At 61.7% G+C, this 26,589-nt stretch carries 9 protein-coding genes; 1 reads left to right on the top strand and 8 read right to left on the bottom strand.

Annotation, left to right across the window (positions count from 1 at the left end; genetic code table 11):
* Nucleotides 1-97: 97 nt before the first annotated feature.
* The 8 genes from LOY36_RS00670 to LOY36_RS00635 all read right to left on the bottom strand — a co-directional run bounded on the left by LOY36_RS00670 (nt 98) and on the right by LOY36_RS00635 (nt 9,995).
* Entirely contained in the window at nt 98-1,018 is a 921-nt protein-coding gene (locus LOY36_RS00670; RefSeq protein WP_019651583.1) for a LysR family transcriptional regulator, read from the bottom strand.
* A 76-nt stretch (nt 1,019-1,094) separates the two neighbouring features.
* Nucleotides 1,095-1,961, bottom strand: coding sequence for an ABC transporter permease (locus tag LOY36_RS00665; protein WP_258671862.1), 867 nt, complete (start codon nt 1,959-1,961; stop codon nt 1,095-1,097).
* Nucleotides 1,962-1,981: 20 nt separating this feature from the next.
* Entirely contained in the window at nt 1,982-2,842 is an 861-nt protein-coding gene (locus LOY36_RS00660; protein ID WP_258671861.1) for an ABC transporter ATP-binding protein, read from the bottom strand.
* Between the two features lie 5 nt (nt 2,843-2,847).
* Complete coding sequence (locus LOY36_RS00655) at nt 2,848-3,873, bottom strand: ABC transporter substrate-binding protein (protein WP_086944200.1); 1,026 nt, start codon at nt 3,871-3,873, stop codon at nt 2,848-2,850.
* Between the two features lie 15 nt (nt 3,874-3,888).
* Nucleotides 3,889-4,800 carry a TauD/TfdA family dioxygenase gene (locus tag LOY36_RS00650; RefSeq protein WP_258671860.1) on the bottom strand — a complete coding sequence of 304 codons (912 nt, stop codon included), beginning with the start codon at nt 4,798-4,800 and terminating at the stop codon, nt 3,889-3,891.
* A 289-nt stretch (nt 4,801-5,089) separates the two neighbouring features.
* The gene (locus tag LOY36_RS00645; protein ID WP_019651587.1) at nt 5,090-6,457 is read right to left on the bottom strand and encodes an HlyD family type I secretion periplasmic adaptor subunit; all 1,368 of its coding nucleotides are present in this window, start codon (nt 6,455-6,457) and stop codon (nt 5,090-5,092) included.
* Nucleotides 6,447-8,603, bottom strand: coding sequence for a type I secretion system permease/ATPase (locus LOY36_RS00640; RefSeq protein ID WP_258671858.1), 2,157 nt, complete (start codon nt 8,601-8,603; stop codon nt 6,447-6,449). Before LOY36_RS00640 ends, LOY36_RS00645 begins: the two co-directional genes overlap by 11 nt.
* A 39-nt stretch (nt 8,604-8,642) precedes the next feature.
* Complete coding sequence (locus LOY36_RS00635; RefSeq protein ID WP_019651589.1) at nt 8,643-9,995, bottom strand: TolC family outer membrane protein; 1,353 nt, start codon at nt 9,993-9,995, stop codon at nt 8,643-8,645.
* A gap of 356 nt (nt 9,996-10,351) precedes the next feature.
* Here LOY36_RS00635 and LOY36_RS00630 point away from each other — a divergent pair, with 356 nt between their 5' ends.
* A complete protein-coding gene (locus LOY36_RS00630; protein WP_258671856.1) occupies nt 10,352-26,581 on the top strand; it encodes a LapA family giant adhesin in 16,230 nt (5,409 codons plus the stop codon).
* The last annotated feature ends 8 nt before the right edge of the window (nt 26,582-26,589 follow it).

Raw genomic sequence — 26,589 nt, 5'->3', positions numbered from 1 at the left:
AAGTGCGCGATACGCAATGGTTAAAGTCAAAAGATCGCAGCCTTCGGCGGCGCCCACAGGCGCGTAGGAGCTGCCGAAGGCTGCGATCTTTTGACCTTCAAACCGGCTGCGCCGCCAACCAGGTCTCGTCGCAACAAGCCTTGAGCGTCTCGCGCATCCAGCGGTGCGCCGGGTCTTTGTCGAAACGCGGGTGCCAGGCTTGGGTCAGCATGAGGGTAGGTAGCGGAATCGGCAGGGTGAACGAGCGCAGCTTCAAGCCCAGGCGCCGCACACTCAGCAATGCTTCTTTGGGCACCGGCAGAATCAGGTCGGAATCCGGCAAGGCGAACATCGCCGCATGGAAACTCGGCGCAATCACCGCCACCCGCCGCTCCAGCCCCAAGGCATTGAGCGCCGTGTCGATCGGCCCACGGGCGATCCCGCGACGGGACATGCTGATATGGGAAAAGCCGGCGTAACGCTCGGCGGTGATCTCGTCATCGAACAGCGGATGGTCTTCGCGCACCAACCCGACAAAGTGGGTGGAGAACAGGTTTTGCACCTTCACTTCCGGCATCAGCGGTCGATTGTTGCTGACGCTCAGATCGATGCGTCCTTCGCGCAAGGCTTCATCGTCCCCGTCGCCCTCGGGGACAAAGCGTAGTTCGCAATGCGGAGCCTGGCGCTCCATCGTGTCGAACAGCTTGCCGCCATAGACGCCCACAAAGAAATCATTGGCGCGAATGCTGAACCGCCGGCGCAAGCTGCCCAAGTCCACGTCATCGGCAGAGCGGAACAGCAAGGCGGCCTGCTCCACCAGGTCCCGCACTTGCTCGCGCAGCTCCAGCGCCTTGGGTGTCGGCACCAGGCCACGGCCGGCGCGCACCAGAATCGGATCGCCGATGGCCTCGCGAATCCGCGTCAACGTCCGGCTCATCGCCGCCGGGCTGAGGTTCATCCGCCGCGCAGCGCCCACCACGCTGCCCTCGTCGAGCAAGGCGTCGAGGGCGACCAACAGGTTCATGTCCGGGAGTTGCATGCTGAGCACTCGTGGCTGATCTGGATTGATTCAGACGCAATGCTAGCAGATCAAAAGATCGCCTAAGTTAATCGGATCAGCGCTGCATCCCCCAACGCTTCACCGTCACCCGCTCCAACGTATCAAACACCAGATTCTCCACCAGCAACCCAATCAGGATCACCACCGCCAACCCGGCAAACACCTTGTCGGTGTACAGCTCATTACGGTTCTGGAAGATGTACCAGCCCAACCCACCCTTGCCGCTGGTGGCGCCAAATACCAGTTCAGCGGCGATCAGCGTGCGCCAGGCGAACGCCCAGCCGATTTTCAAACCGGCGAGGATCGACGGCAGCGCGGCCGGGATCAGGATGAACAGCACGAAACGCATGCCCTTGAGGCCGTAATTGCGCCCGGCCATGCGCAGGGTTTCCGAAACGCCTAGGAACCCGGCATAGGTGTTCAAGGCCAACGCCCAGAGCACCGAATGCACCAGTACAAAAATCAGACTGTTCTGCCCCAGTCCGAACCACAGCAGCGCCAGCGGCAACAGCGCAATCGCCGGCAGCGGGTTGAACATCGAGGTCAGCGTGCTCAGCAGATCGCGCCCCAATTGCGTCGACACCGCCAGCGTGGTCAGGGCAAACGCCAGCACAATCCCGATCAGGTAGCCCTTCAACAACACCACCAGCGAAATCCACACCTTGCCCAACAGCTCACCGCTGAGCAGGCCGTCGTATAGCGCGCTGGCGGTTTGCAGAAAACCTGGCAGCAGCAGGTCGTTATTCTGGTAACGGGCAACGGCTTCCCAAATCAGCGCGAGCACAATCAGGATCAGGCTTTTACGCAACCAGCCCTGTTGCCAGAGACGCTGACCGAGGGGTAACTCACGCTCCAGCGGGACGCTCGTCAGCGGCTGCAAAACGGTTTCGTACTCTTTACGCGCGGATGATAACGGGCTCATCGGGCACTCCTCTCAATGGCTCAATAAGCGATGCGAATGTCAGCGAAATCCAGCTCACGCGCGGTTTCCGGGGACTGGCCTTCATCGAACAACAGCCGATGAATCCGCCGCGCCGATTCCTGGAACGCCACGCCGCCGAGGCTGTGCAAATCGTATTGATGGCTGTGGACTTCGGCTCGTACCCGTCCCGGATGAGGCGACAGCAGCAGAATCCGATTGCCCACCACCAACGCCTCTTCGATGGAGTGAGTAACGAACAGCAGCGTGAAACGCACCTCTTCCCAAAGCAGCAGCAACTCCTCCTGCATCTTGCGTCGGGTCAGCGCGTCGAGGGCGGCGAAGGGTTCATCCATCAACAGGATTTTCGGTTGCATCGCCAACGCCCGGGCAATCGCCACCCGAGCTTTCATGCCGCCAGACAAGGTATGCGGATAGGCATCGGCAAACGCCGCCAGACCGACCTTGTCCAGATAATGCAGCGCCCGCTCTTCAGCCTCTTTGCGCTTGAGGGTTTTGGAAGCGAGCAGCGGAAACATCACGTTCTGTTTGACGGTTTTCCACGGCGGCAGCTGATCGAACTCCTGGAACACCACGATCCGGTCCGGCCCTGGCGCATCGACCCGCTGGCCTTGCAGGCGAATCTCGCCCTCACAGGGCGGGATAAACCCGGCGATCGCCTTGAGCAACGTCGATTTGCCGCAGCCGGACGGACCGAGCAACACAAAGCGGTCCGCCGGATCGATCTCGAAACTGACCTGATGGGTCGCTCGAACCACACGCGCGGGCGTGCGGTATTCCAGGCTGACCTTGTCGACCGACAGCAGCGCTTGCGCGGCCGCGATCGGATTGCTGGCCGTGTGGCCTTGCAAGGGGGCGTTCATGTCGATCAGCTCCCTTGCAGCGGCTTGGCATCCTGGAAGAAGTAATCCTTCCACGAATCCGGTTTGTTTTTGATCGCGCCGACGCGGTAGAGGAACTCGGCCAGTGGGTAAGTGTTTTTCGGCGTGACGGTAAATTCGAACTGCGGGTTGTCGATGATTTTCAGCAACGCCGCACGGTCGATTTTTGCCTTGGTGACACGGATGTATGTGTCGGCCGCCGCGCCTTTATCGCTCTGCGCAAACTCGGCCGCTTCGGTCAGCGCCGCGATGAAGGCTTTATAGGTTTTCGGGTTCTCGTTGCGGAATTTCTCGGTGGCGAACAACACGGTCGGCGAATTCGGGCCGAGCAGGTCGTAGGTGTTCAGCACCACGTGCACGCTGGGGTTTTCCAGCGCCTGATCCTGGAATGGCGGGTTGGAGAAGTGCCCGGTCAACTCGGTGCCGCCAGCGATCAGTGCCGCAGTGGCATCCGGGTGCGGAACGGCGATGGTGTACTTGTCGAGGCGATTGAATTCTTTGTCGCCCCATTGCTTGGCTGCTGCGTATTGCAGGAAGCGCGACTGCACCGACACCCCGACCGCCGGCACCGCAATGCGGTCCTTTTCGGTGAAGTCAGCGATGGTTTTGACCTTTGGATTGTTGCTCACCAGGTAGTAAGGGAAGTTGCCCAGGGAAGCCACGGCCTTGACGTTCTGTTTGCCGTGAGTGCGGTCCCAGATGGTCAGCAGCGGCCCGACGCCGGCACCGGCAATGTCGATGGAGCCGGAGAGCAACGCATCGTTGACCGCCGAGCCGCCGGAGAGCTGGGTCCAATCGACCTTGATGTCGATGCCTTCCTGCTTGCCGTATTTCTCGATCAGGTTCTGATCGCGCACCACGTTGAGCAGCAGATAAACGATGCCGAATTGTTCGGCGATACGAATTTCACCCTCGGCGTGGGCCACGGTCGGCGCCACCAGGCTGCCGGCGAGCAGGCTGAAACCCAGGCCGATAGCGGCGGCCAACGGTGCAAATGGAAGACGTTTGGACATGAGGGTTCTCCGAAATCAGAAAGGCGCGTCGCCCTGGATGGTGGTGCGATACAACTTGCGGCGCAGATGGCTGGGGCATCCGGCGGCGAGGTGAATCAGCGAGCGGTTGTCCCAGAACACCAGGTCGTGGGCCTGCCATTGATGGCGGTAAATGTTTTGCGGCAACACGCTGTGGGCGTAGAGCTCGTCGAGCAATTGTTTGCTCTCGTCTTCCGGCAAACCGACGATGCGGGTGGTGAAGCCCTCGCTGACGAACAACGCCTTGCGGCCGTTTTCCGGATGGGTGCGGACGATCGGATGAACAACTTCAGCGACCTGAGCCAGTTGCTCCGGCGTCAGGGTCGGACGCCAGTTGCCCTCGAATTTGCTCTCGCTGTAACGCGCCGTGTAGGAGTGCGCGGCCGAACGACCTTCGACGGCTTTACGCAGCGCCTCGGGCAGGCTGTCCCAGGCTTTGTGCATGTCGGCAAACAGCGTGTCGCCGCCTTCGGAGGGCAGCTCCTGGGCATGCAGCATCGAGCCCAGACTCGGCAGTTCTTTATAAGAGAGATCGGAGTGCCAGAACTTGCCGGCATCACCGAGGCCGATGGATTGGCCGTTTTCGATGATGTTGGAAACGATGAGGATTTCCGGATGCCCGGCGAGCAGGAATTGCTTGAGTACATGGATCTGCAACACGCCGAAACGGCGGCTGAAGGCGATCTGCTGTTCAGGGGTTATACGCTGGTCGCGGAACACCACCACGTGATGATCCAGGTGCGCACGGTGGATTCGGGAGAAGTCCTGGTGATTGATTGGGCGGGACAAATCCAGGCCGATGATTTCGGCACCGACGGCGCCGCTGAACGGGCGGATTTCGAAGGCTTGCGACGCGAGGGTGGCGGCGCTTGTTGGCTCAGGCTTTGGGGAAAAAGAGACAGCTGACATAAAAATCACTCCCACGCACGGCGCGCTCAAGGGCGCGCGTCGATCAGAAACTCACGGAGGTCCCGTGTTGGTTCGTGTCGTGCGGCGCGCCGATTGGTCGGCAGGTACGCAGGGAAGTGACTTTATGGGTATAAGAATTTAAATTTAAATACCGTTAGCGAATAACGATATGGCCGAAAATCAAAAGATCGTCCGAACGCGGCCCGAACCTTCGGCAGCTCCTACAGGTGTACTCGAAACCCTGTAGGAGCTGCCGAAGGCTGCGATCTTTTCAGACTCCCCGCTAAAACTACCGCTCGTGCAACGCCTCGGCGCGTGCCCGGATAATCGGCTTGAGCAAATAACTGAGTATGGTCTTCTTACCAGTAATGATATCCACCGACGCCACCATCCCCGGAATGATCAGCAACGGCTTTTCATCCGTCCCGAGGTGGCTGCGCTCGGTGCGCAGTTTGATGATGTAGTACGTGGTCTTCTTGTCTTCGTCGGTGATGGTGTCAGCACCGATCTGCTCCAGCTTGGCTTTCAGCCCGCCATAAATGGTGTAGTCGTAAGCCGTGAACTTCACCGTAGCGTCTTGCCCCGGATGCAGGAAGGCGATGTCTTGCGGGCGAATCTTGGCTTCCACCAGCAAGGTGTCGTCCAGCGGCACGATTTCCACCAGGTCGCTGCCCGGCTGAATCACACCACCGATGGTGTTCACCAGCAATTTGTTGACGATGCCCCGTACCGGCGATGTCACCAGCGTTCGGCTGACCCGGTCTTCCAGCGCTTTGCCGGTCGCCTGGGCCTTGTTCAGGTCGGTGCGTGCTTCGTTGAGTTGAGTCAGGGCTTCGCTGCGGAATTTGCCGCGAGTCTCATCGATCTTGCGCTGCACTTCCTTGATCGCCGATTCGGCGCGAGGGATCGCCAGGGTGGTGGCGTCCAGTTGGCCGCGGGTTTCGACCTCGGCACGCTTGAGTCGCAATACCTCGACCGGGGATACCGCGCCCTGAGCCACCAACGGCTCGGACATGGCGATTTCCTGACGCTGCAAGGACAGACCGCTGCGGTACTGGGCCTGTTTGGAGGTGAACTCGCGCAGCTCCTGCTGCTTCTGGATCAACTGCTCCTGCAAGCCACCGATCTCATCGTGCAGTTGCTGACGACGGCTGACGTATAACGATTCTTCGCTGGCAGCTTGGCCGGGCACGGCTTTGAGCACATCGGCGGGGAAATTCAACGGGCGGTCATCGACCTCGGCGCTCAAGCGCTCCACGCGCAACAGCATCGACAGCCGATCGGCCTCGGTTTCGCCAACATTGGAGGCGAACCGTGTGTCGTCCAGACGTATCAGCGGCGCGCCAGCCTCGACGATTTGCCCTTCCTTGACGAACAACTCGGAAACGATGCCGCCCTCAAGGTTCTGGATTTTCTGGATCTTCGACGACGGAATCGCCTTGCCGTCGCCCTTGGTGACTTCATCGATCACCGCAAAATTGGCCCACAGCATCAGGAACACGAAGAAGCCGATGATCGCCCAGATCGTCAACCGCACCACGCGCGGGGCGTCCTCGATCAGCGCTTTGTTGACCTCGGGAAGGGGCTGGCCTTGCAGCGACGCGGAGCCTTTGAAGTAGCGGCGGATGGATTCTTTGACCCCGGACTTAAGCAACACTGATCTGCCCCTTTTTCAACGCTTCCATCACGGCGGCTTTCGGGCCATCGGCGAGAATCTGCCCGCGGTCGATCACCAGCAGGCGATCCACCAGCGACAACAGCGAGGCCCGGTGCGTCACCAGCACCACGGTCTTGTTTTCCACCACGGCAGCGAGGCGTTGTTTCAGGCGCTCTTCGCCAGTGTTGTCCATGGCGCTGGTGGGTTCGTCCAGCAACAGGATCGGCGGGTTGAGCAGCAGCGCTCGGGCCAGGGCCACGTTCTGGCGCTGACCGCCGGACAGGTTCTGCCCACGCTCACCGACTTGCAGTTCATAGCCTTGCGGATGCAGGCGGGCGAACTCGTGGACGCCGGCCAGTTCCGCGGCTTGCAGCACCAATTCGTCTTCGACATAGCGCGCGCCCGACACCAAGTTGTCGCGCAACGTACCGGCGAGCAATTGGATGTCCTGGGGCACGTAGCCAATGTTGTGGCGCAGCTCGCTGACGTCGATCTGGCGGATATCCACACCATCCACCAGCAACGCGCCGTCGTCCGGTTGATAGAGGCCCACCAGCAGTTTGGCCAGGGAGCTTTTGCCCGAGCCGCTGCGACCGATGATGCCGATCTTCTCGCCCGGCTTGATGGTCAGGTTGATGCCCTTCAGCGCGGGGTTCTGTTGATTCGGATAGGTGAAGGTCAGCTGACGGCATTCAATGGCGCCTTGCAGGACCTTGCGGCTCAGCGGGCGCTCGTCGAAATTGCGCTCCTGGGGCAACTCCATCATCTGATCGACCGAGGTCATGGTCACGCGGGCTTGCTGGTAGCGGGTCAGCAGACCGGACAGCGAGGCCAGCGGGCTGAGGGCACGACCGCTGAGCATGTAACAGGCGATCAAACCGCCCATGCTCAGGTTGCCGGCAATGATCTGGTACACGCCGAAGACGATCATGATCACCCCGGCCAATTGCTGAATCAGCAAGGTGATGTTCATCGCCAGACCGGACAGCATTTTCACCCGCAGCTCAAGGCGGCTGAGGGTGCCGATAGTCTGTTCCCACTGGTATTGGCGTTCGCTTTCAGCGTTGTTGACCTTGACCGCATCAAGACCGGCGAGGGTTTCGATCAGGCTCGACTGGCGCTCGGCGCCCAGGGCCATGGTTCGCTCCATGGTCGCCACCAGCGGCTTCTGCAAGGCATAACCGATCAGCAACGCAATCGGGAACGCCAGCACCGGAATCCACACCAGATGCCCGCCGAGGATCGCGATGACCAGGAAGATCAACAGCGTAAACGGCAGGTCGATCAGGCTGGTGAGGGTCAGCGACGCGAGGAAGTCGCGCAGGCTCTGAAATTCATGGATGTTCTGGGCAAAGCTGCCGACCCGCGCCGGGCGGTACTTCATGGCCATGCCGACGATGCGCTCAAACAGCGTCGCTGAAATGATCAGGTCGGTTTTCTTTCCGGCCAGGTCCAGGCACAGACTGCGCAGGCTCTTGAGAATCAGGTCGAACACATAAGCGCCGGTGATGCCGATGGCCAGCACCCAAAGGGTCGATTCGGCCTGGTTCGGCACCACGCGGTCGTAGACATTCATCACGAACAGCGGCGCGGCCATGGCGATGATATTGATCAGCAGACTGGCAGCGATGGCGTCGACGTACAGCCAGCGCGAACGCTTGAGGGTGTCGCGAAACCACGAACGCGCGCGGGGGATCAGCGTGCCGTGATTGACGTCGAATTTGTGCTGGGGTTGGGCGAAGAACACTTTGCCGCTGTAGTCGTCGGCGAGCAGTTCACGACTGACGCAGACTTCGCCACCATCGCTTTCACTGAGCAGCAAGCGGGCCTGGTCTTCACCGTGCCAGCCGAGCAGCACCGCACTGCGTCCGTCCTTGAGCAACAACAGCGCCGGCATGGCGATTGCCGGAATCTGCTCCAGTTTGCGTTGCAGCACCCGCCCTTGCAGCCCGGCGCGAGCGGCTGCACGAGGCAGCAGTTCGACGCTCAGGCGCTGTTTGGGCAACGGCAGGCCGGTGGTCAGCATCGCCGCGCTGGCCGGCTTCTGGTGCAAAGTGCAGAGGGCTAGCAGGCCGTCCAGTAACGGATCGTCATGCAGCGCGCGTGGATCATGGATGAGTTGAACTCGACTGACTTCTGATTCCACGCTCGACACTCTTGGCTAACAGTTGAAATGGGGCAGGACTCAATTCATCCCAGGCAGCTGGACCTTGGGCTTCACGTCATTTTGCACAACGGATGCCAACGGTGCGACCACGCCCTGACTTTTGAGCAATTCGCCCATGGTCGCCTTGATTCGGTACTGAGTAAATAACTGAATGTTTTTGATCTCGGCGAGCCGACGGGAAGCCGTAAACAGCTCGTTTTCACTGTCGAGCAGGTCGAGCAATGTTCGCTCGCCGAGGCTGAACTGCTTCTGATACGCACCGCGCACGCTGGCGCTGCGATCGACATATTGCTGGGCGATCGGCACTTGGGCGTTGGCGTTGTTCAAGGCATTCCAGGCCAGGCCCAGTTCTTCATTCAACACACGCAGGGCGTTGTTGCGGATATCCAGCGCCTGGTTCGACAGATAGGACTTGGATTCCAGATCGGCCTTGTTGCTGCCACCGGCAAACAAATTGAAGCGCATGCGCAGCATGGCCTGCCATTCGTTGTTGTGACCGTTCTGACCATCGAGGTCGTTGTCGGCGGTGCGACCCAATTCGGCATCGAAGCGCGGGTAGAAGCTCGACTTGGCGGCTTCGTACTGTTTCTCGGCAGCAGCGATATCCGATTCGGCGGAACGCAGGATCGGGCTGTTTTCCAGCATCTGCGCCCGGGCTTCATTCAGGTTGGCCGGCAACAGCGCCATAAAATCGGCAGGCCGCTCCAGTTGATCGGGCATTTGGCCGACGGCACTGAGGAAGTTGGTCTGGGCGTCTGCCAGGTTGGTCTGCTCGGTGATCAGGTTGTTGCGGGCCTGGGCCATACGCGCTTCGGCCTGATCGAGGTCGGCGCCGCTGCCCACGCCGCGCTGGGTACGCAATTTGATCTGGTCAAAAATCCGTTCGTGGTTTTTCAGGTTGTCTTCGGCCAGGCGCACGAATTCGCGGCGGGTCAGCACATCGAGATAAACCTGAGCGACGGTCAACGCGGTGCGTTCCGAGGTGCCCATCAAGGAATAAGCACGGGAATTAACGGTGGCTTGTTGACGCCCCACTTCGCTGGACGTCGCAAAACCGTCAAAAACCATCTGTGACAGACGTAAACTTGACTCGCTCCGGTTCAGCGTTTCCCAGTGGTTGCTGCCGCCAGCGGCACGGGTGGAGACACTGTCGGTGCCTTCGCGACCATAACCGCCCAGCAGATCGACCCGTGGCAGGTATCCACCTTTTGCAGCCTTTAATTGATAATCCGCAGCCAGCCGACTATTGACCCCTGCCTGGATTTCCGGATGGACATCCAGTGCCTGTTGCATGGCCTGTGGAAGGGTCTGCGCCTGAACAAAGCTGGCGGCAAGGGCGAAAGGTAGAACCTTGAACAGGTGCAAACGCATAGTTGGAATTCCCGGGACTTCTTGTCTTGAATCACTGCAGAACATGGCGCTGCATCGCATGATGGCAACCGGAATGACCGTATGTCGGAAAGTTCAAAATCGGAACTGGATCACACGCTGTAGGACAGGTCGCCGCTTAAATATCAATGTGACATTACTTGGACGATTGTTTAGGATGGCTCCCATAAGGTCAATAGTTTGGCATAAAGTTAATTTCGAAAAAATATAGCCAAATTATTGACGGTTCGCGCGTCAAAGTTATGTATCGAATTTTGTAAGAACGTCCAGCCCCGATCGGCGAACACGCCCGAGCGGTTCATGGAAGTCAACTGAACGTGACACCCGGAGAGTCTTCAATGAGCAGTGTTGTTGCCATCGTCAAAAGCATTGTTGGTCAGGTTTTCGCGGTGTCCCCAGAGGGCATCCGCCGCGTACTCGTTGAAGGCGACCGGTTGTTTGTGGGCGACCAGGTGGACACGGGTGCCGCCGGCGCCATTACCCTTGAACTGGCTGACGGCCGGACCCTGGACCTGGGCCGCGACACTCAGTGGAGTGGCAGCAATCCGGACTCCAGCACCGACCTTGCGCAAGCCACTGCACAAGCGGCGCCATCAGTTGACGAACTGCAGCAAGCCATCGCTGCCGGTGTCGACCCGACCACCGCTCTTGAAGCCACTGCAGCCGGCCCTACTGCCGCGAGCGCGGGCGGCTCTGCCGGTGGCGGCCACAGCTTCGTGGCCCTGGAGGCAACCGCTGCCCGGGTCGACCCGACCATCGGCTTCCCGACCGCAGGCCTCGCCACTGCGGCGTCGGCAACACAAAACACTACCGGCGGCCAGACGGCCGATACCAGCACCAATGCCCTGCGCGAATCAACGCTGAGCCTGAGCGCCACGCCGACCATCACCGAGGCCGGTGGCGTGCTGGTTTACACCGCGACCCTGACCCAGGCGCCGCTGACCGACCTGACCATCACCCTGTCCAACGGCGCGGTGATCGTGATCACAGCCGGCCAGACCACCGGTACCGTCAACGTTCCGCTGGCGCCGAACGACACTGTTTATAACGATCCGACCCAAATCGACGTGACCGTCACTGGCACCACGGGCGGTAGCGGTATCGTGGTCACCCCGCCGACTGCTCCGGCCGTGACCCAGGTCACCGACACCGTCGACACCACTACCGTTACGCTGACAGCGGGTTCAAGCGTCACCGAAGGTGGCCAGATCACCTACACCGCGACCCTGACCAACCCGGCGCAAACACCGGTTACCGTGACCCTGTCCAACGGCTCGACCATCACCATCGAAGCCGGAAAAACCACTGGCTCCGTGAACGTCGACACCCCGGCCAATGACGTCTACAACAATGGCAGCACCGTCAGCACCACGATCACTGGCGCTACCGGCGGTAACTTCGAAAACCTGGTGCCGAACCCGACGCCGGCGGTCACCACCATTACCGACTCGATCGACAGTACCGGCCTGACCCTGACTGCCACCGGCAGCGTTACGGAAGGCGGCCAGATCACCTACACCGCGACATTGACCAACCCGGCGCAGACGCCGGTCACCGTTACCCTGTCCAACGGTTCGACCATCACCATCGAAGCCGGAAAAACCACCGGCTCCGTGAATGTCGAAACCCCGGCCAATGACGTCTACAACAACGGCAGCACCGTCAGCACCACGATCACTAGCGCTACCGGCGGTAACTTCGAAAACCTGGTGCCGAACCCGACGCCGGCCGTCACCACCATTATCGACTCGATCGACAACACCGGCCTGAGCCTCAGCGCCACCGGCACCGTTGTCGAAGGCGGCCAGATCACTTACACCGCTACCCTGACCAACCCTGCTGGCACGCCGATGACCGTGACCTTGAGCAATGGCTCGGTCATTACCATCGAAGCGGGCAAGACCACCGGCAGCGTGACCGTCGATACCCCAGCCAATGACGTCTACAACAACGGCAGCACCGTCAGCACCACGATCACCGGTGCCACCGGTGGCAACTTCGAGAACCTCGTACCGAGCACCACGCCGGCCGTCACCACCATCACCGACTCGATCGACAACACCGGCCTGAGCCTCAGCGCCACCAGCACCGTTGTCGAAGGCGGCCAGATCACTTACACCGCCACCCTGACCAACCCGGCTGGCACGCCGATGACCGTGACCTTGAGCAATGGCTCGGTCATTACCATTGAAGCGGGCAAGACCACCGGCAGCGTGACCGTCGATACCCCGGCCAACGACGTCTATAACAACGGCAGCACCGTCAGCACCACGATCACCGGCACCACCGGCGGTAATTTCGAGCAGCTGACCCCGAGCACCGAGCCGGCGCTCACCACCATCACCGACTCGAAAGACGACACCGGCCTGAGCCTGTCGGCGTCCACCGAAGTGGCCGAAGGTGGTCAGATTCTGTACACCGCAACCCTGACCAATCCGGCTGGCACGCCGGTCACCGTAACCTTGAGCAACGGTGCCGTGATCACCATCGCCGCTGGCGCGACCACCGGCAGCGTGAGCGTCGCCGCCCCTGCCGATGACGTTTATAAAGATGCTGGCCAGGTCGAAGTGACGATCAAGGATGCGACGGGCGGCAATTTCGAGAATCTGGTACCTAACACTGCCCCGGCAGTCACTACCGTCAACGACACCATCGACACCAGCACTGTTTCGCTGACTGCGACCGCGAACGTGGCCGAAGGCGGCACCGTGGTATACACCGCGTCCGTGTCCGCGCCGGTCACCGGTTCGCCAGTGGTTGTGACCCTGTCGAATGGCCAGACCATCACCATTCCGGTCGGTGCCAGCAGCGGTTCTGTCAACTTCGTTGCGCCAAACGATGCCCTCGCTGGCGGCGGTTCTTTGAGCGTGAAGATCGACGATGCCAAGGGCGGCAACTACGAGAAGCTGGAAGTCGACGGCAAGTCGGCGGACACCTCGGTGACCGACACACCGGACACCACGACCCTCAGCCTGAGCGCGACCGACTCGGTGGCCGAAGGCGGCTCCATCGTTTACACCGCGACCCTGACCAACGCCGCCGGCACACCGGTCACCGTGACTTTGAGCAACGGCGCCGTGATCACCATCGACGCTGGCAAAACCACCGGCTCCGTGACCGTCGATGCACCGAAGGACGACGTCTATAAAGACGCCGGAACCGTTGAAGCGACCATCAAAGACGCAACCGGTGGCAACTTCGAGAACCTGGTGCCAAGCACCACCCCGGCAGTCACCACCGTCACCGATACCATCGACACCAGCACCGTTTCGCTGACTGCGACTGCGAACGTCGCTGAAGGCGGCACCGTGGTGTACACCGCGTCCGTGTCCGCGCCAGTCACCGGTTCGCCAGTGGTGGTGACCCTGTCCAACGGCCAGACCATCACCATTCCGGTTGGGTCGAGCAGCGCCAGCGTCAACTTCACCGCACCGAACGATGCCTTGGCCGGTGGCGGTTCGCTAAGTGTCAAGATTGACGATGCCAAGGGCGGTAACTACGAGAAACTGGAAGTCGACGGCAAGTCGGCCGACACCTCAGTGACTGATACCCCGGACACCACGACCCTCAGCCTGAGCGCGACCGACTCGGTGGCCGAAGGCGGCTCCATCGTTTACACCGCGACCCTGACCAATGCCGCCGGCACACCGGTCACCGTGACCTTGAGCAACGGCGCCGTGATCACCATTGAGGCGGGAAAAACCACCGGCTCCGTGACTGTCGATGCGCCAAAAGACGACGTCTATAAAGACGCAGGCACAGTCGAAGTCACCATCAAGGATGCTGCGGGCGGCAACTTCGAGAACCTGGCCACCAGCACCACCCCGGCGGTCACCACCGTTAACGACACCATCGATACCAGCACCGTTTCGCTGAGTGCCACGGCGAACGTCGCCGAAGGTGGCACTGTGGTGTACACCGCATCCGTGTCGGCACCGGTCACCGGTTCGCCAGTCGTCGTAACTCTGTCCAACGGCCAGACCATCACTATTCCGGTCGGCGCGAGCAGCGGTTCTGTCAATTTCGTTGCACCCAACGATGCGTTGGCCGGTGGCGGTTCCTTGAGCGTCAAGATTGACGATGCCAAGGGCGGTAACTACGAGAAGCTGGAGGTCGACGGCAAGTCGGCCGATACCTCAGTGACTGATACCCCGGACACCACCACCCTCAGCCTGTCGGCAACCGACTCGGTCGCCGAAGGCGGTTCCATCGTTTATACCGCGACCCTGACCAATGCCGCCGGCACACCGGTCACCGTGACCTTGAGCAACGGCGCGGTGATCACCATTGCCGCCGGTGCCACTAGCGGCAGCGTGACCGTCGATGCACCAAAGGACGACGTCTACAAGGACGCTGGCCAAGTCGAAGTCACCATCAAGGATGCCGCAGGCGGCAACTTTGAAAACCTGGCCACCAGCCCAGCGGCAGCGGTCACCACCGTCAACGACACCATCGACACCAGCACTGTTTCGCTGACTGCGACCGCGAACGTGGCCGAAGGCGGCACCGTGGTATACACCGCGTCCGTCTCCGCCCCAGTGACTGGTTCGCCGGTGGTTGTGACCCTGTCCAATGGGCAGACCATTACCATCCCGGTTGGCTCGAGCAGCGCCAGCGTCAACTTCACCGCGCCGAACGATGCTCTGGCCGGCGGCAACTCCCTGAGCGTCAAGATCGACGACGCCAAGGGCGGCAACTACGAGAAGCTGGAAGTCGACGGCAAGTCGGCGGATACCTCGGTGACCGACACACCGGACACCACCAACCTGTCGCTCACTGCGACCGGCGCTGTAGATGAAGGCGGTCAGATCACCTATACGGCGACCCTGACCAATGCCGCCGGCACGCCAGTGACCGTGACCCTGAGCAACGGTGCCGTGATCACCATTGAAGCAGGCAAAACCACTGGCTCCGTAACCGTCGATGCGCCGAAGGACGACGTCTATAAAGATGCCGGAACCATTGAAACAACCATCAAAGACGCAACCGGAGGCAACTTCGAGAACCTGGTAACCAGCGATACGCCTGCGGTCACTACCGTCAACGACACTATCGACACCAGCACCGTTTCGCTGACTGCCACCGCAAACGTCGCCGAAGGCGGCACCGTGGTATACACCGCTTCCGTCACTGCTCCGGTCACTGGTTCGCCAGTGGTTGTGACCCTGTCCAACGGCCAGACCATCACCATCCCGGTTGGCTCGAGCAGCGCCAGCGTCAACTTCACCGCGCCCAACGACGCCTTGGCCGGCGGCAGTTCCCTGAGCGTCAAGATCGACGACGCCAAGGGCGGCAACTACGAGAAGCTGGAAGTCGACGGCAAATCGGCGGATACCTCGGTGACCGACACACCGGACACCACGACTCTAAGCCTGTCGGCAACTGACTCGGTCGCCGAAGGCGGTTCCATCGTTTACACCGCAACCTTGACCAATGCCGCTGGCACTCCGGTCACCGTGACCTTGAGCAACGGCGCGGTGATCACCATTGCCGCCGGTGCCACCAGTGGCAGCGTGACCGTCGATGCACCAAAGGACGACGTCTACAAGGACGCTGGCCAAGTCGAAGTCACGATCAAGGATGCCGCAGGCGGTAACTTTGAAAACCTGGTTCCGAGCACTGCACCGGCAGTCACCACCGTCACCGACACCATCGATACCAGCACCGTTTCGCTGACTGCCACCGCAAACGTCGCCGAAGGCGGCACTGTGGTGTACACCGCTTCCGTCACTGCTCCGGTCACTGGTTCGCCAGTGGTTGTGACCCTGTCCAACGGCCAGACCATCACCATCCCGGTTGGCTCGAGCAGCGCCAGCGTCAACTTCACCGCGCCCAACGACGCCTTGGCCGGCGGCAGTTCCCTGAGCGTCAAGATCGACGACGCCAAGGGCGGCAACTACGAGAAGCTGGAAGTCGACGGCAAGTCGGCGGATACCTCGGTGACCGACACGCCGGACACCACCACCCTCAGCCTGAGCGCGACCGACTCGGTGGCCGAAGGTGGTTCCATCGTTTACACCGCGACCCTGACCAATGCTGCTGGCACACCGGTCACCGTGACTTTGAGCAACGGCGCCGTGATCACCATCGATGCCGGCAAAACCACCGGCACCGTCACTGTCCCGGCACCGTCCGATGACGTTTACAAAGACGCCGGCACGGTCCAGGCCACCATTTCCACCGCCACCGGTGGCAATTTCGAGAACCTGGTGCCGAGCACTACCCCGGCGGTCACCACCGTCACCGATACCATCGACACCAGCACCGTTTCGCTGACTGCGACCGCGAACGTCGCCGAAGGCGGCACCGTGGTTTACACGGCTTCCGTGTCGGCCCCGGTCACCGGTTCGCCAGTCGTCGTGACCCTGTCTAACGGCCAGACCATCACCATTCCGGTTGGCGCCAGCAGCGGTTCTGTCAATTTTGTTGCACCCAACGACGCGTTGGCCGGCGGCAACTCCTTGAGCGTGAAGATCGACGACGCCAAGGGCGGCAACTACGAGAAGCTGGAAGTCGACGGCAAATCGGCGGATACCTCGGTGACCGACACACCGGACACCACCACCCTCAGCCTGTCGGCAACCGACTCGGTGGCTGAAGGCGGTTCCATTGTTTATACCGCCACCTTGAGCAACGCCGCCGGCACACCAGTGACCGTGACGCTGAGCAACGGCGCCGTGATCACCATCGATGCCGGTAAAACCACCGGCACCGTGACCGTCCCCGCTCCATCCGATGACGTCTACAAAGACGCCGGCACGGTCCAGGCGACCATCTCCACCGCCACCGGCGGCAATTTCGAAAACCTGGTGCCGAGCACTGCCCCGGCAGTCACCACCGTCACCGACACCATCGATACCAGCACCGTTTCGCTGACTGCCACCGCAAACGTCGCCGAAGGCGGCACTGTGGTGTACACCGCTTCCGTCACTGCTCCGGTCACTGGTTCGCCAGTGGTTGTGACCCTGTCCAACGGCCAGACCATCACCATCCCGGTTGGCTCGAGCAGCGCCAGCGTCAACTTCACCGCGCCCAACGACGCCTTGGCCGGCGGCAGTTCCCTGAGCGTCAAGATCGACGACGCCAAGGGCGGCAACTACGAGAAGCTGGAAGTCGACGGCAAGTCGGCGGATACCTCGGTGACCGACACGCCGGACACCACCACCCTCAGCCTGAGCGCGACCGACTCGGTGGCCGAAGGTGGTTCCATCGTTTACACCGCGACCCTGACCAATGCTGCTGGCACACCGGTCACCGTGACTTTGAGCAACGGCGCCGTGATCACCATCGATGCCGGCAAAACCACCGGCACCGTCACTGTCCCGGCACCGTCCGATGACGTTTACAAAGACGCCGGCACGGTCCAGGCCACCATCTCCACCGCCACCGGTGGCAATTTCGAGAACCTGGTGCCGAGCACTACCCCGGCGGTCACCACCGTCATCGATACCATCGACACCAGCACCGTTTCGCTGACTGCGACTGCGAACGTCGCTGAAGGCGGCACCGTGGTGTACACCGCGTCCGTGTCCGCGCCAGTCACCGGTTCGCCAGTCGTCGTGACCCTGTCTAACGGCCAGACCATCACCATTCCGGTTGGCGCCAGCAGCGGTTCTGTCAATTTTGTTGCACCCAACGACGCGTTGGCCGGCGGCAACTCCTTGAGCGTGAAGATCGACGACGCCAAGGGCGGCAACTACGAGAAGCTGGAAGTCGACGGCAAGTCGGCGGACACCTTGGTGACCGACACGCCGGACACCACGACTCTCAGCCTGAGCGCGACCGACTCGGTGGCTGAAGGCGGCTCGATTGTTTACACCGCGACCCTGACCAATGCCGCCGGCACGCCGGTCACCGTGACGCTGAGCAACGGCGCGGTGATCACCATCGACGCCGGTAAAACCACCGGCTCCGTAACCGTCCCCGCTCCATCCGATGACGTCTACAAAGACGCCGGCACGGTCCAGGCCACCATCTCCACCGCCACCGGCGGCAATTTCGAGAACCTGGTGCCGAGCACTACCCCGGCGGTCACCACCGTCACCGATACCATCGACACCAGCACCGTTTCGCTGACTGCGACCGCGAACGTCGCCGAAGGCGGCACCGTGGTTTACACGGCTTCCGTGTCGGCCCCGGTCACCGGTTCGCCAGTCGTCGTGACCCTGTCCAACGGCCAGACCATCACCATTCCGGTTGGCGCCAGCAGCGGTTCTGTCAATTTTGTTGCACCCAACGACGCGTTGGCCGGCGGCAACTCCTTGAGCGTGAAGATCGACGACGCCAAGGGCGGCAACTACGAGAAGCTGGAAGTCGACGGCAAGTCGGCGGATACCTCGGTGACCGACACACCGGACACCACGACTCTCAGCCTGTCGGCAACTGACTCGGTCGCCGAAGGTGGTTCCATCGTTTACACCGCAACCTTGACCAATGCCGCCGGCACTCCGGTCACCGTGACCTTGAGCAACGGTGCCGTGATCACCATCGACGCTGGTAAAACCACCGGCACCGTGACCGTTCCGGCTCCATCCGATGACGTTTACAAAGATGCGGGCACGGTCCAGGCGACCATCTCCACCGCCACCGGTGGCAATTTCGAAAACCTGGTGCCGAGCACTGCCCCGGCAGTGACCACCATTACTGACACGATCGACACCACGACCGTGACCCTGAATGCCACCGCTTCGGCAGCCGAAGGCGGCACCGTCACTTACACCGCAACCGTCGGTGCGCCAGTGACTGGTAGCCCGGTCACCGTGTCCCTGGCCAACGGCCAGACGATCACCATCGACGTCGGCAAAACCACCGGTACCGTGACCACCGCCGCGCCGAACGACGCATTGAATGGCCACGCTCCGCTGACCAACTCGATCACCAACGTCAGCGGCGGCAATTACGAGAGCCTGGTGGCGGACAAAACGCCGGTCAGCACCACCGTGACCGACACCGTCGACACCACGACCCTCAGCCTGAGCGCGACCGACTCGGTGGCTGAAGGCGGTTCCATCGTCTACACCGCGACCCTGACCAATGCCGCCGGCACGCCAGTGACCGTGACCCTGAGCAACGGCGCCGTCATCACCATCGAAGCGGGTAAAACCACCGGCTCCGTAACCGTCGATGCGCCGAAGGACGACGTCTATAAAGACGCCGGAACCATTGAAACGACCATCAAAGACGCAACCGGTGGCAACTTCGAGAACCTGGTGCCAAGCACCTCCCCGGCAGTCACCACCGTCACCGATACCATCGACAACAGCACCGTTTCGCTGACTGCGACTGCGAACGTCGCTGAAGGCGGCACCGTGGTGTACACCGCGTCCGTGTCCGCGCCAGTCACCGGTTCGCCAGTGGTGGTGACCCTGTCCAACGGCCAGACCATCACCATTCCGGTTGGCGCCAGCAGCGGTTCTGTCAATTTCGTTGCACCCAACGACGCCCTCGCAGGCGGCAACTCCTTGAGCGTCAAGATCGACGACGCCAAGGGCGGCAACTACGAGAAGCTGGAAGTCGACGGCAAGTCGGCGGACACCTTGGTGACCGACACACCGGACACCACCAACCTCAGCCTGAGCGCAACTGACTCGGTGGCTGAAGGCGGTTCCATCGTTTACACCGCGACCCTGACCAATGCCGCCGGCACACCCGTGACCGTGACCCTGAGCAACGGCGCCGTGATCACCATCGAAGCGGGCAAAACCACCGGCTCCGTGACCGTCCCGGCTCCATCCGATGACGTTTACAAAGATGCCGGTACGGTCCAGGCCACCATCTCCACCGCCACCGGTGGCAATTTCGAAAACCTGGTGCCGAGCACTGCCCCGGCAGTCACCACCGTCACCGACACCATCGATACCAGCACCGTTTCGCTGACTGCAACCGCGAACGTCGCCGAAGGTGGGACCGTGGTGTACACCGCGTCCGTCACTGCTCCGGTGACCGGCTCGCCAGTGGTTGTGACCCTGTCCAATGGCCAGACCATCACCATCCCGGTCGGCTCGAGCAGCGCCAGCGTCAACTTCACCGCACCGAACGATGCCTTGGCCGGTGGCGGTTCGCTAAGTGTCAAGATCGACGACGCCAAGGGCGGCAACTACGAGAAGCTGGAAGTCGACGGCAAGTCGGCGGACACCTCGGTGACCGACACACCGGACACCACGACCCTCAGCCTGAGCGCGACCGACTCGGTGGCCGAAGGCGGCTCCATCGTTTACACCGCGACCCTGACCAACGCCGCCGGCACGCCGGTCACCGTGACGCTGAGCAACGGTGCCGTCATCACCATCGAAGCAGGCAAAACCACCGGTTCCGTAACCGTCGATGCGCCGAAGGACGACGTCTATAAAGACGCCGGAACCATTGAAACGACCATCAAAGACGCCACCGGCGGCAACTTCGAGAACCTGGCCACCAGCCCAGCGGCAGCGGTCACCACCGTCAACGACACCATCGACACCAGCACTGTTTCGCTGACTGCGACCGCGAACGTCGCCGAAGGCGGCACCGTCACTTACACCGCAACCGTCGGTGCGCCAGTGACTGGTAGCCCGGTCACAGTGTCCCTGACCAACGGCCAGACGATCACCATCGACGTCGGCAAAACCACCGGTACCGTGACCACCGCCGCGCCGAACGACGCATTGACTGGCCACGCTCCGCTGACCAACTCGATCACCAACGTCAGCGGCGGCAATTACGAGAACCTGGTGGCGGACAAAACGCCGGTCAGCACCACCGTGACCGACACCGTCGACACCACGACCCTCAGCCTGAGCGCGACCGACTCGGTGGCTGAAGGCGGTTCCATCGTCTACACCGCGACCCTGACCAACGCCGCCGGCACTCCGGTCACCGTGACCCTGAGCAACGGCGCCGTGATCACCATCGACGCCGGCAAAACCACCGGCACCGTGACCGTTCCGGCTCCATCCGATGACGTTTACAAAGATGCCGGTACGGTCCAGGCCACCATCTCCACCGCCACCGGTGGCAGTTTCGAGAACCTGGTGCCGAGCACTGCCCCGGCAGTGACCACCATTACTGACACGATCGACACCACGACCGTGACCCTGAATGCCACCGCTTCGGCAGCCGAAGGCGGCACCGTCACTTACACCGCAACCGTCGGTGCGCCAGTGACTGGTAGCCCGGTCACCGTGTCCCTGGCCAACGGCCAGACGATCACCATCGATGTCGGCAAAACCACCGGTACCGTGACCACCGCCGCGCCGAACGACGCATTGACTGGCCACGCTCCGCTGACCAACTCGATCACCAACGTCAGCGGCGGCAATTACGAAAACCTGGTGGCGGACAAAACGCCGGTCAGCACCACCGTGACCGACACCGTCGACACCACCAACCTCAGCCTGAGTGCGACCAACTCGGTAGCCGAAGGTGGCCAGATCACTTACACCGCGACCCTGACCAACGCCGCCGGCACACCCGTGACCGTGACGCTGAGCAACGGCGCCGTGATCACCATCGACGCTGGTAAAACCACCGGCACCGTGACCGTCCCGGCTCCATCCGATGACGTTTACAAAGATGCCGGTACGGTCCAGGCGACCATCTCCACCGCCACCGGTGGCAATTTCGAAAACCTGGTGCCGAGCACTGCCCCGGCAGTGACCACCGTTACCGACACCATCGATACCAGCACCGTTTCGCTGACTGCAACCGCGAACGTCGCCGAAGGCGGCACCGTCACTTACACCGCAACCGTCGGTGCGCCAGTGACTGGTAGCCCGGTCACAGTGTCCCTGGCCAACGGCCAGACGATCACCATCGACGTCGGCAAAACCACCGGTACCGTGACCACCGCCGCGCCGAACGACGCATTGACCGGCCATGCTCCGCTGACCAACTCGATCACCAGCGTCAGCGGTGGCAACTACGAGAATCTGGTGGCGGACAAAACGCCGGTCAGCACCACCGTGACCGACACCGTCGACACCACCACCCTCAGCCTGAGCGCAACCAACTCGGTGGCCGAAGGCGGCCAGATCACTTACACCGCGACCCTGACCAACGCCGCCGGCACTCCGGTCACCGTGACCCTGAGCAACGGCGCCGTAATCACCATCGACGCCGGCAAAACCACCGGCGCCGTGACTGTCCCGGCTCCATCCGATGACGTTTACAAAGATGCCGGTACGGTCCAAGCGACCATCTCCACCGCCACCGGTGGCAGTTTCGAGAACCTGGTGCCGAGCACTGCCCCGGCAGTGACCACCATTACTGACACGATCGACACCACGACCGTGACCCTGAATGCCACCGCTTCGGCAGCCGAAGGCGGCACCGTCACTTACACCGCAACCGTCGGTGCGCCAGTGACCGGTAGCCCGGTCACCGTGTCCCTGGCCAACGGCCAGACGATCACCATCGATGTCGGCAAAACCACCGGTACCGTGACCACCGCCGCGCCGAACGACGCATTGACCGGCCATGCTCCGCTGACCAACTCGATCACCAACGTCAGCGGCGGCAATTACGAGAACCTGGTGGCGGACAAAACGCCGGTCAGCACCACTGTGACCGACACCGTCGACACCACCAACCTCAGCCTGAGCGCATCCAACTCGGTAGCCGAAGGTGGTTCCATCGTTTACACCGCGACCCTGACCAATGCCGCCGGCACTCCGGTCACCGTGACCCTGAGCAACGGCGCCGTGATCACCATCGATGCCGGTAAAACCACCGGCACCGTGACCGTCCCGGCTCCATCCGATGACGTTTACAAAGATGCCGGTACGGTCCAGGCCACCATTTCCACCGCCACCGGTGGCAGTTTCGAAAACCTGGTGCCGAGCACTGCCCCGGCAGTCACCACCGTCACCGATACCATCGACAAAACCGAAGTCAGCATCAGCGGCAGCACCTCGGTGACCGAAGGCCAGACCGCCAGCTACACCGTCAGCCTGACCCACCCGGCGCAGACTGAAGTGACCCTGAAAATCGTCTACAGCGGTACCGCCGCCGACGGTTCGGACTTCACCGGCGTGTACACCGTGAAGATCCCGGCCGGCGCCAGCAGCGCGAGCTTCAACGTCGCGACGCTGGACGACAAGCTCACCGAGGGTACCGAGAACTTCGTGGTCAAGATCGACTCGGCCACCGGCGGCAACTTCGAAAACCTCGCGGTCAGCAGCACCAACGGCAGCGTCAGCACCTCGATCATCGACAACGATGCCGCGCCGGTTCTCGACCTGGACGCCAACAACTCCAGCGGCGCCACCGGGGCCAACTACAACGTGACCTTCACCGAAGGCACCACCGGCCAGGGCGTCTCGATCGGCGACACCGACCTGAGCATCACCGACCCGGACAGCACGATGCTGACCGGCGCCACCATCGTGCTGACCAACCGTCAGCCGGGCGATGCGCTGAACCTGGGCAACAGCGTCAATGGCATCAGCATCAATGCCAACAGCCAGAACGGCACGGTCACCCTGACCCTGTCGGGCAACGCGACGCTGGCCGACTACATGCAGCAGATCAAAAACATCAGCTTCACCAACAGCAGTGAGGATCCGAGCACCGTGCCACGGATCATCACCGTGACGGTGACCGATGGCAGCAATTACTCCAACACCGCAACCACCACCGTCAACGTGGTGGCCGTAAACGACGCGCCGACCGCCGCGCCGGTTAACGTCACCGGTACCGAAGACACCCCGCTGATCCTCGGCTGGTCGACCTTCGGCGTCAGCGATGTCGACAGTCCGGCCGCCAACCTGGGGGTGAAAATCACTCAGCTGCCGGGCGAAGGCAAATTGCAGTACCTGGACGGTGCGACCTGGAAAGACGTAGCGACCAACCAGACCATCAGCAAGGCCGACATCGACGCCGGCAAGTTGCGCTTCACGCCGGATGCCAACGAATCGGGCGTTGACGGCTATGGTGGCAGCGGTGCGGGCAATAACCAGGCGGACTACGCGCAGATCAAGTTCCAGCCAACCGACGGTCAACTGCTGGGCAACACCGGCACGGTGAAAATCGACATCACGCCGGTTGCCGACGCGCCATCCCTGAGCGTCGCGGATAACAGCGTCAAGTCCACCGGCCTGGTCAAGGAAGTCTGGACCGGTCTGTCTGGCCTGGGCACCGATGGCAGCGGCGCGTCGTCCGGCACGCTGAAATCGGTCATCGACGCCGCAGGCACCCCGAACTCCACCGGCACCGTGACCAACGTTCAGTCCGATGGCGGCGTCACCGCCGGCACGGCCTCGAAAACATCCGGCCTGATCTACCTGGAAGCCGGCAAGACGTACACCTTCAGCGGTACCGGCGATGACAGCCTGTTGGTGACCATCGGTGGCAAGAACGTGGCCGCGACGACTTGGGGTGCAGGCGGCAAGCTGAATGGTTCGTTCACCCCGACCACCAGCGGTTACTACACCCTGGACATCTACCACCACAACCAGAGTGGCCCCGGCAGCTATGACGTCAACCTGTCGGTCAACGGCGGTACAGCGGTCGACCTGAGCAGCGCCGGCTTGCCGCTGTACACCGGAGTGACGGATCTGGCCGCCTCTGGCGTGACGGTTTCCGACCTGCACGGCACCAATGGCGAAGGCTACTACGACGGCTACAAACTCAACGAAGGCGCCGAAGGCACCAGCGTTCACCTGTCCGCGATCAAAACCGCACTGACCGACACCGACGGCTCTGAAAGCCTGAGCGTGAAAATCAGCGGCATGCCGGCGGGCTCGGTGCTCAGCGATGGCGCGGGCCACACCTTCACAACCACCAATGGCGAAGCCAATGTCACCGGCTGGAACCTCGGCAGCCTGACCGTCACCCCACCGCCGTACTACAACGGCCAGTTCACCCTGACTGTCACCTCGACGTCCACCGAAGCACTCGGCGGTTCGGCACTGAGCACCGCGCAGATCCCGGTCACGGTGTACCCGTCGGTCTACAACGCCGTGACCGCCACGGCGGCCGACGACACGATCACCGGCACCGACGGCAACGACATCATGGTCGCCGACATCGGCGGGCTGACCGTGGTGCCGGGCACCAACTACAACATCGCATTCATGGTCGACAGCTCGGGCAGCATGAGTGCCTCCTCGATCAGCGCGGCCAAGGATTCGCTGACGGCGGTGTTCAACACCCTCAAGCAAAGCCTGGGCGGCAACTCCGGGACCGTGAAAATTTTCCTGGTGGACTTCGATACCCAGGTCAACAAATCGGTGTCGGTGAACCTGAACGACCCGAACGCGCTGACCTTGCTCAAATCCGTACTGGACTCAATGTCGTCCGGTGGCGGCACCAACTACGAGGACGTGTTCAAAACCACGGCCAACTGGTTCCAGAGCGCCGACGCCATTGCCAATACTGGCGCGAAAAACCTCACGTACTTCATCACCGACGGCAAGCCGACCTACTACCAGAGCGGCGAGCAAACCAACCCGACCTTGTACGGCAACGTGAAGCTCGATGACGTCATCACCACCACCAATTACAAGTTGGGGCAGACCTATTCCGGCTATCTGGACAGCACTCACTACCTGACCATCGACAGCGCCGGCAACGTCACGCTGCAGACTCAGAAAAACTCGGGGCACTGGAACAGCTCAGAACTGGGCACCCTGCATGCCGAGGGTAACGGCACCTACGAGCTGTCCTATCGTGATGGCACCGGCTACAGCACCGATTCCACCGCCATCGACAACTCCTCCAGCGGCTTCGCATTGCTGAGCAACGTGTCGACGGTGGAAGCGATCGGCCTGAACACAGACGTCACCCTCACCGACCTCAAGCCCTACGACTCGGATCAAACGCCACAAACCAACATCGATCCGAAAGACCTGGCCAACTCGATCATCGGCCATACCGAAGCGACAATGCCGGGTGCCGACACGGTCAGCGGCGGTGACGGCAACGACCTCCTGTTCGGCGATCTGGTGAGCTTCAATGGCATTGCCGGCGAGGGTTATCAGGCGATGCAGGCATTCGTCGCCCAGCAAACCGGCGTCGACGTCAGCAAAGTCACCACCAGCAACGTGCACCAGTACATCACCGAGCACTACACCGCGTTCGACGTGTCTGGCGCTCACGATGGTAACGACACGCTGCTGGGTGGCGCAGGCAATGACATTCTCTTTGGCCAGGGCGGCAATGACCTCCTCGACGGCGGCAAGGGCAATGACATCCTGCTCGGCGGTACCGGCAATGACTCGTTGATCGGCGGTCAAGGCAACGACATCCTGATTGGCGGCTCGGGTGCCGACACCTTCATCTGGAAGGCTGGCGACACCGGCAGCGATGTAATCAAGGACTTCAAGGCCAGCGAAGGCGACCGCATCGACCTGCGTGATTTGTTGCAGGGTGAAAGCGGCAGCACAATCGACCACTTCCTGAAGATCACCACCGTGGACGGCGTGTCGTCCCTGCAAGTCAGTTCCGCCGGCAAGTTCAACGGCGCCGACACCGCAGCGGCAACCCCGGACGTGACGATCAAACTGGAAGGTAACAATTGGTCCAGCGCCAGCATCAACTCGTTGATCGCCGGCAGTGATCCGACCATCAAGATCGATCACAACAACAGCTGATACGCAGG

The organism is Pseudomonas sp. B21-019, assembly GCF_024749225.1.
In the GTDB taxonomy this organism is placed as follows: Bacteria; Pseudomonadota; Gammaproteobacteria; order Pseudomonadales; family Pseudomonadaceae; genus Aquipseudomonas.
Note: the sequence above shows the minus strand (reverse complement) of the source record. Positions and strands in the feature narration are given on the sequence as shown.

What these genes read in the sequence shown, in the direction of transcription:
- LOY36_RS00670 (WP_019651583.1), bottom strand. Translation starts at nt 1,018, where the DNA reads ATGCAACTCCCGGACATGAACCTGTTGGTCGCCCTCGACGCCTTGCTC.
- LOY36_RS00665 (WP_258671862.1), bottom strand. Translation starts at nt 1,961, where the DNA reads ATGAGCCCGTTATCATCCGCGCGTAAAGAGTACGAAACCGTTTTGCAG.
- LOY36_RS00660 (WP_258671861.1), bottom strand. Translation starts at nt 2,842, where the DNA reads ATGAACGCCCCCTTGCAAGGCCACACGGCCAGCAATCCGATCGCGGCC.
- LOY36_RS00655 (WP_086944200.1), bottom strand. Translation starts at nt 3,873, where the DNA reads ATGTCCAAACGTCTTCCATTTGCACCGTTGGCCGCCGCTATCGGCCTG.
- LOY36_RS00650 (WP_258671860.1), bottom strand. Translation starts at nt 4,800, where the DNA reads ATGTCAGCTGTCTCTTTTTCCCCAAAGCCTGAGCCAACAAGCGCCGCC.
- LOY36_RS00635 (WP_019651589.1), bottom strand. Translation starts at nt 9,995, where the DNA reads ATGCGTTTGCACCTGTTCAAGGTTCTACCTTTCGCCCTTGCCGCCAGC.
- LOY36_RS00630 (WP_258671856.1), top strand. Translation starts at nt 10,352, where the DNA reads ATGAGCAGTGTTGTTGCCATCGTCAAAAGCATTGTTGGTCAGGTTTTC.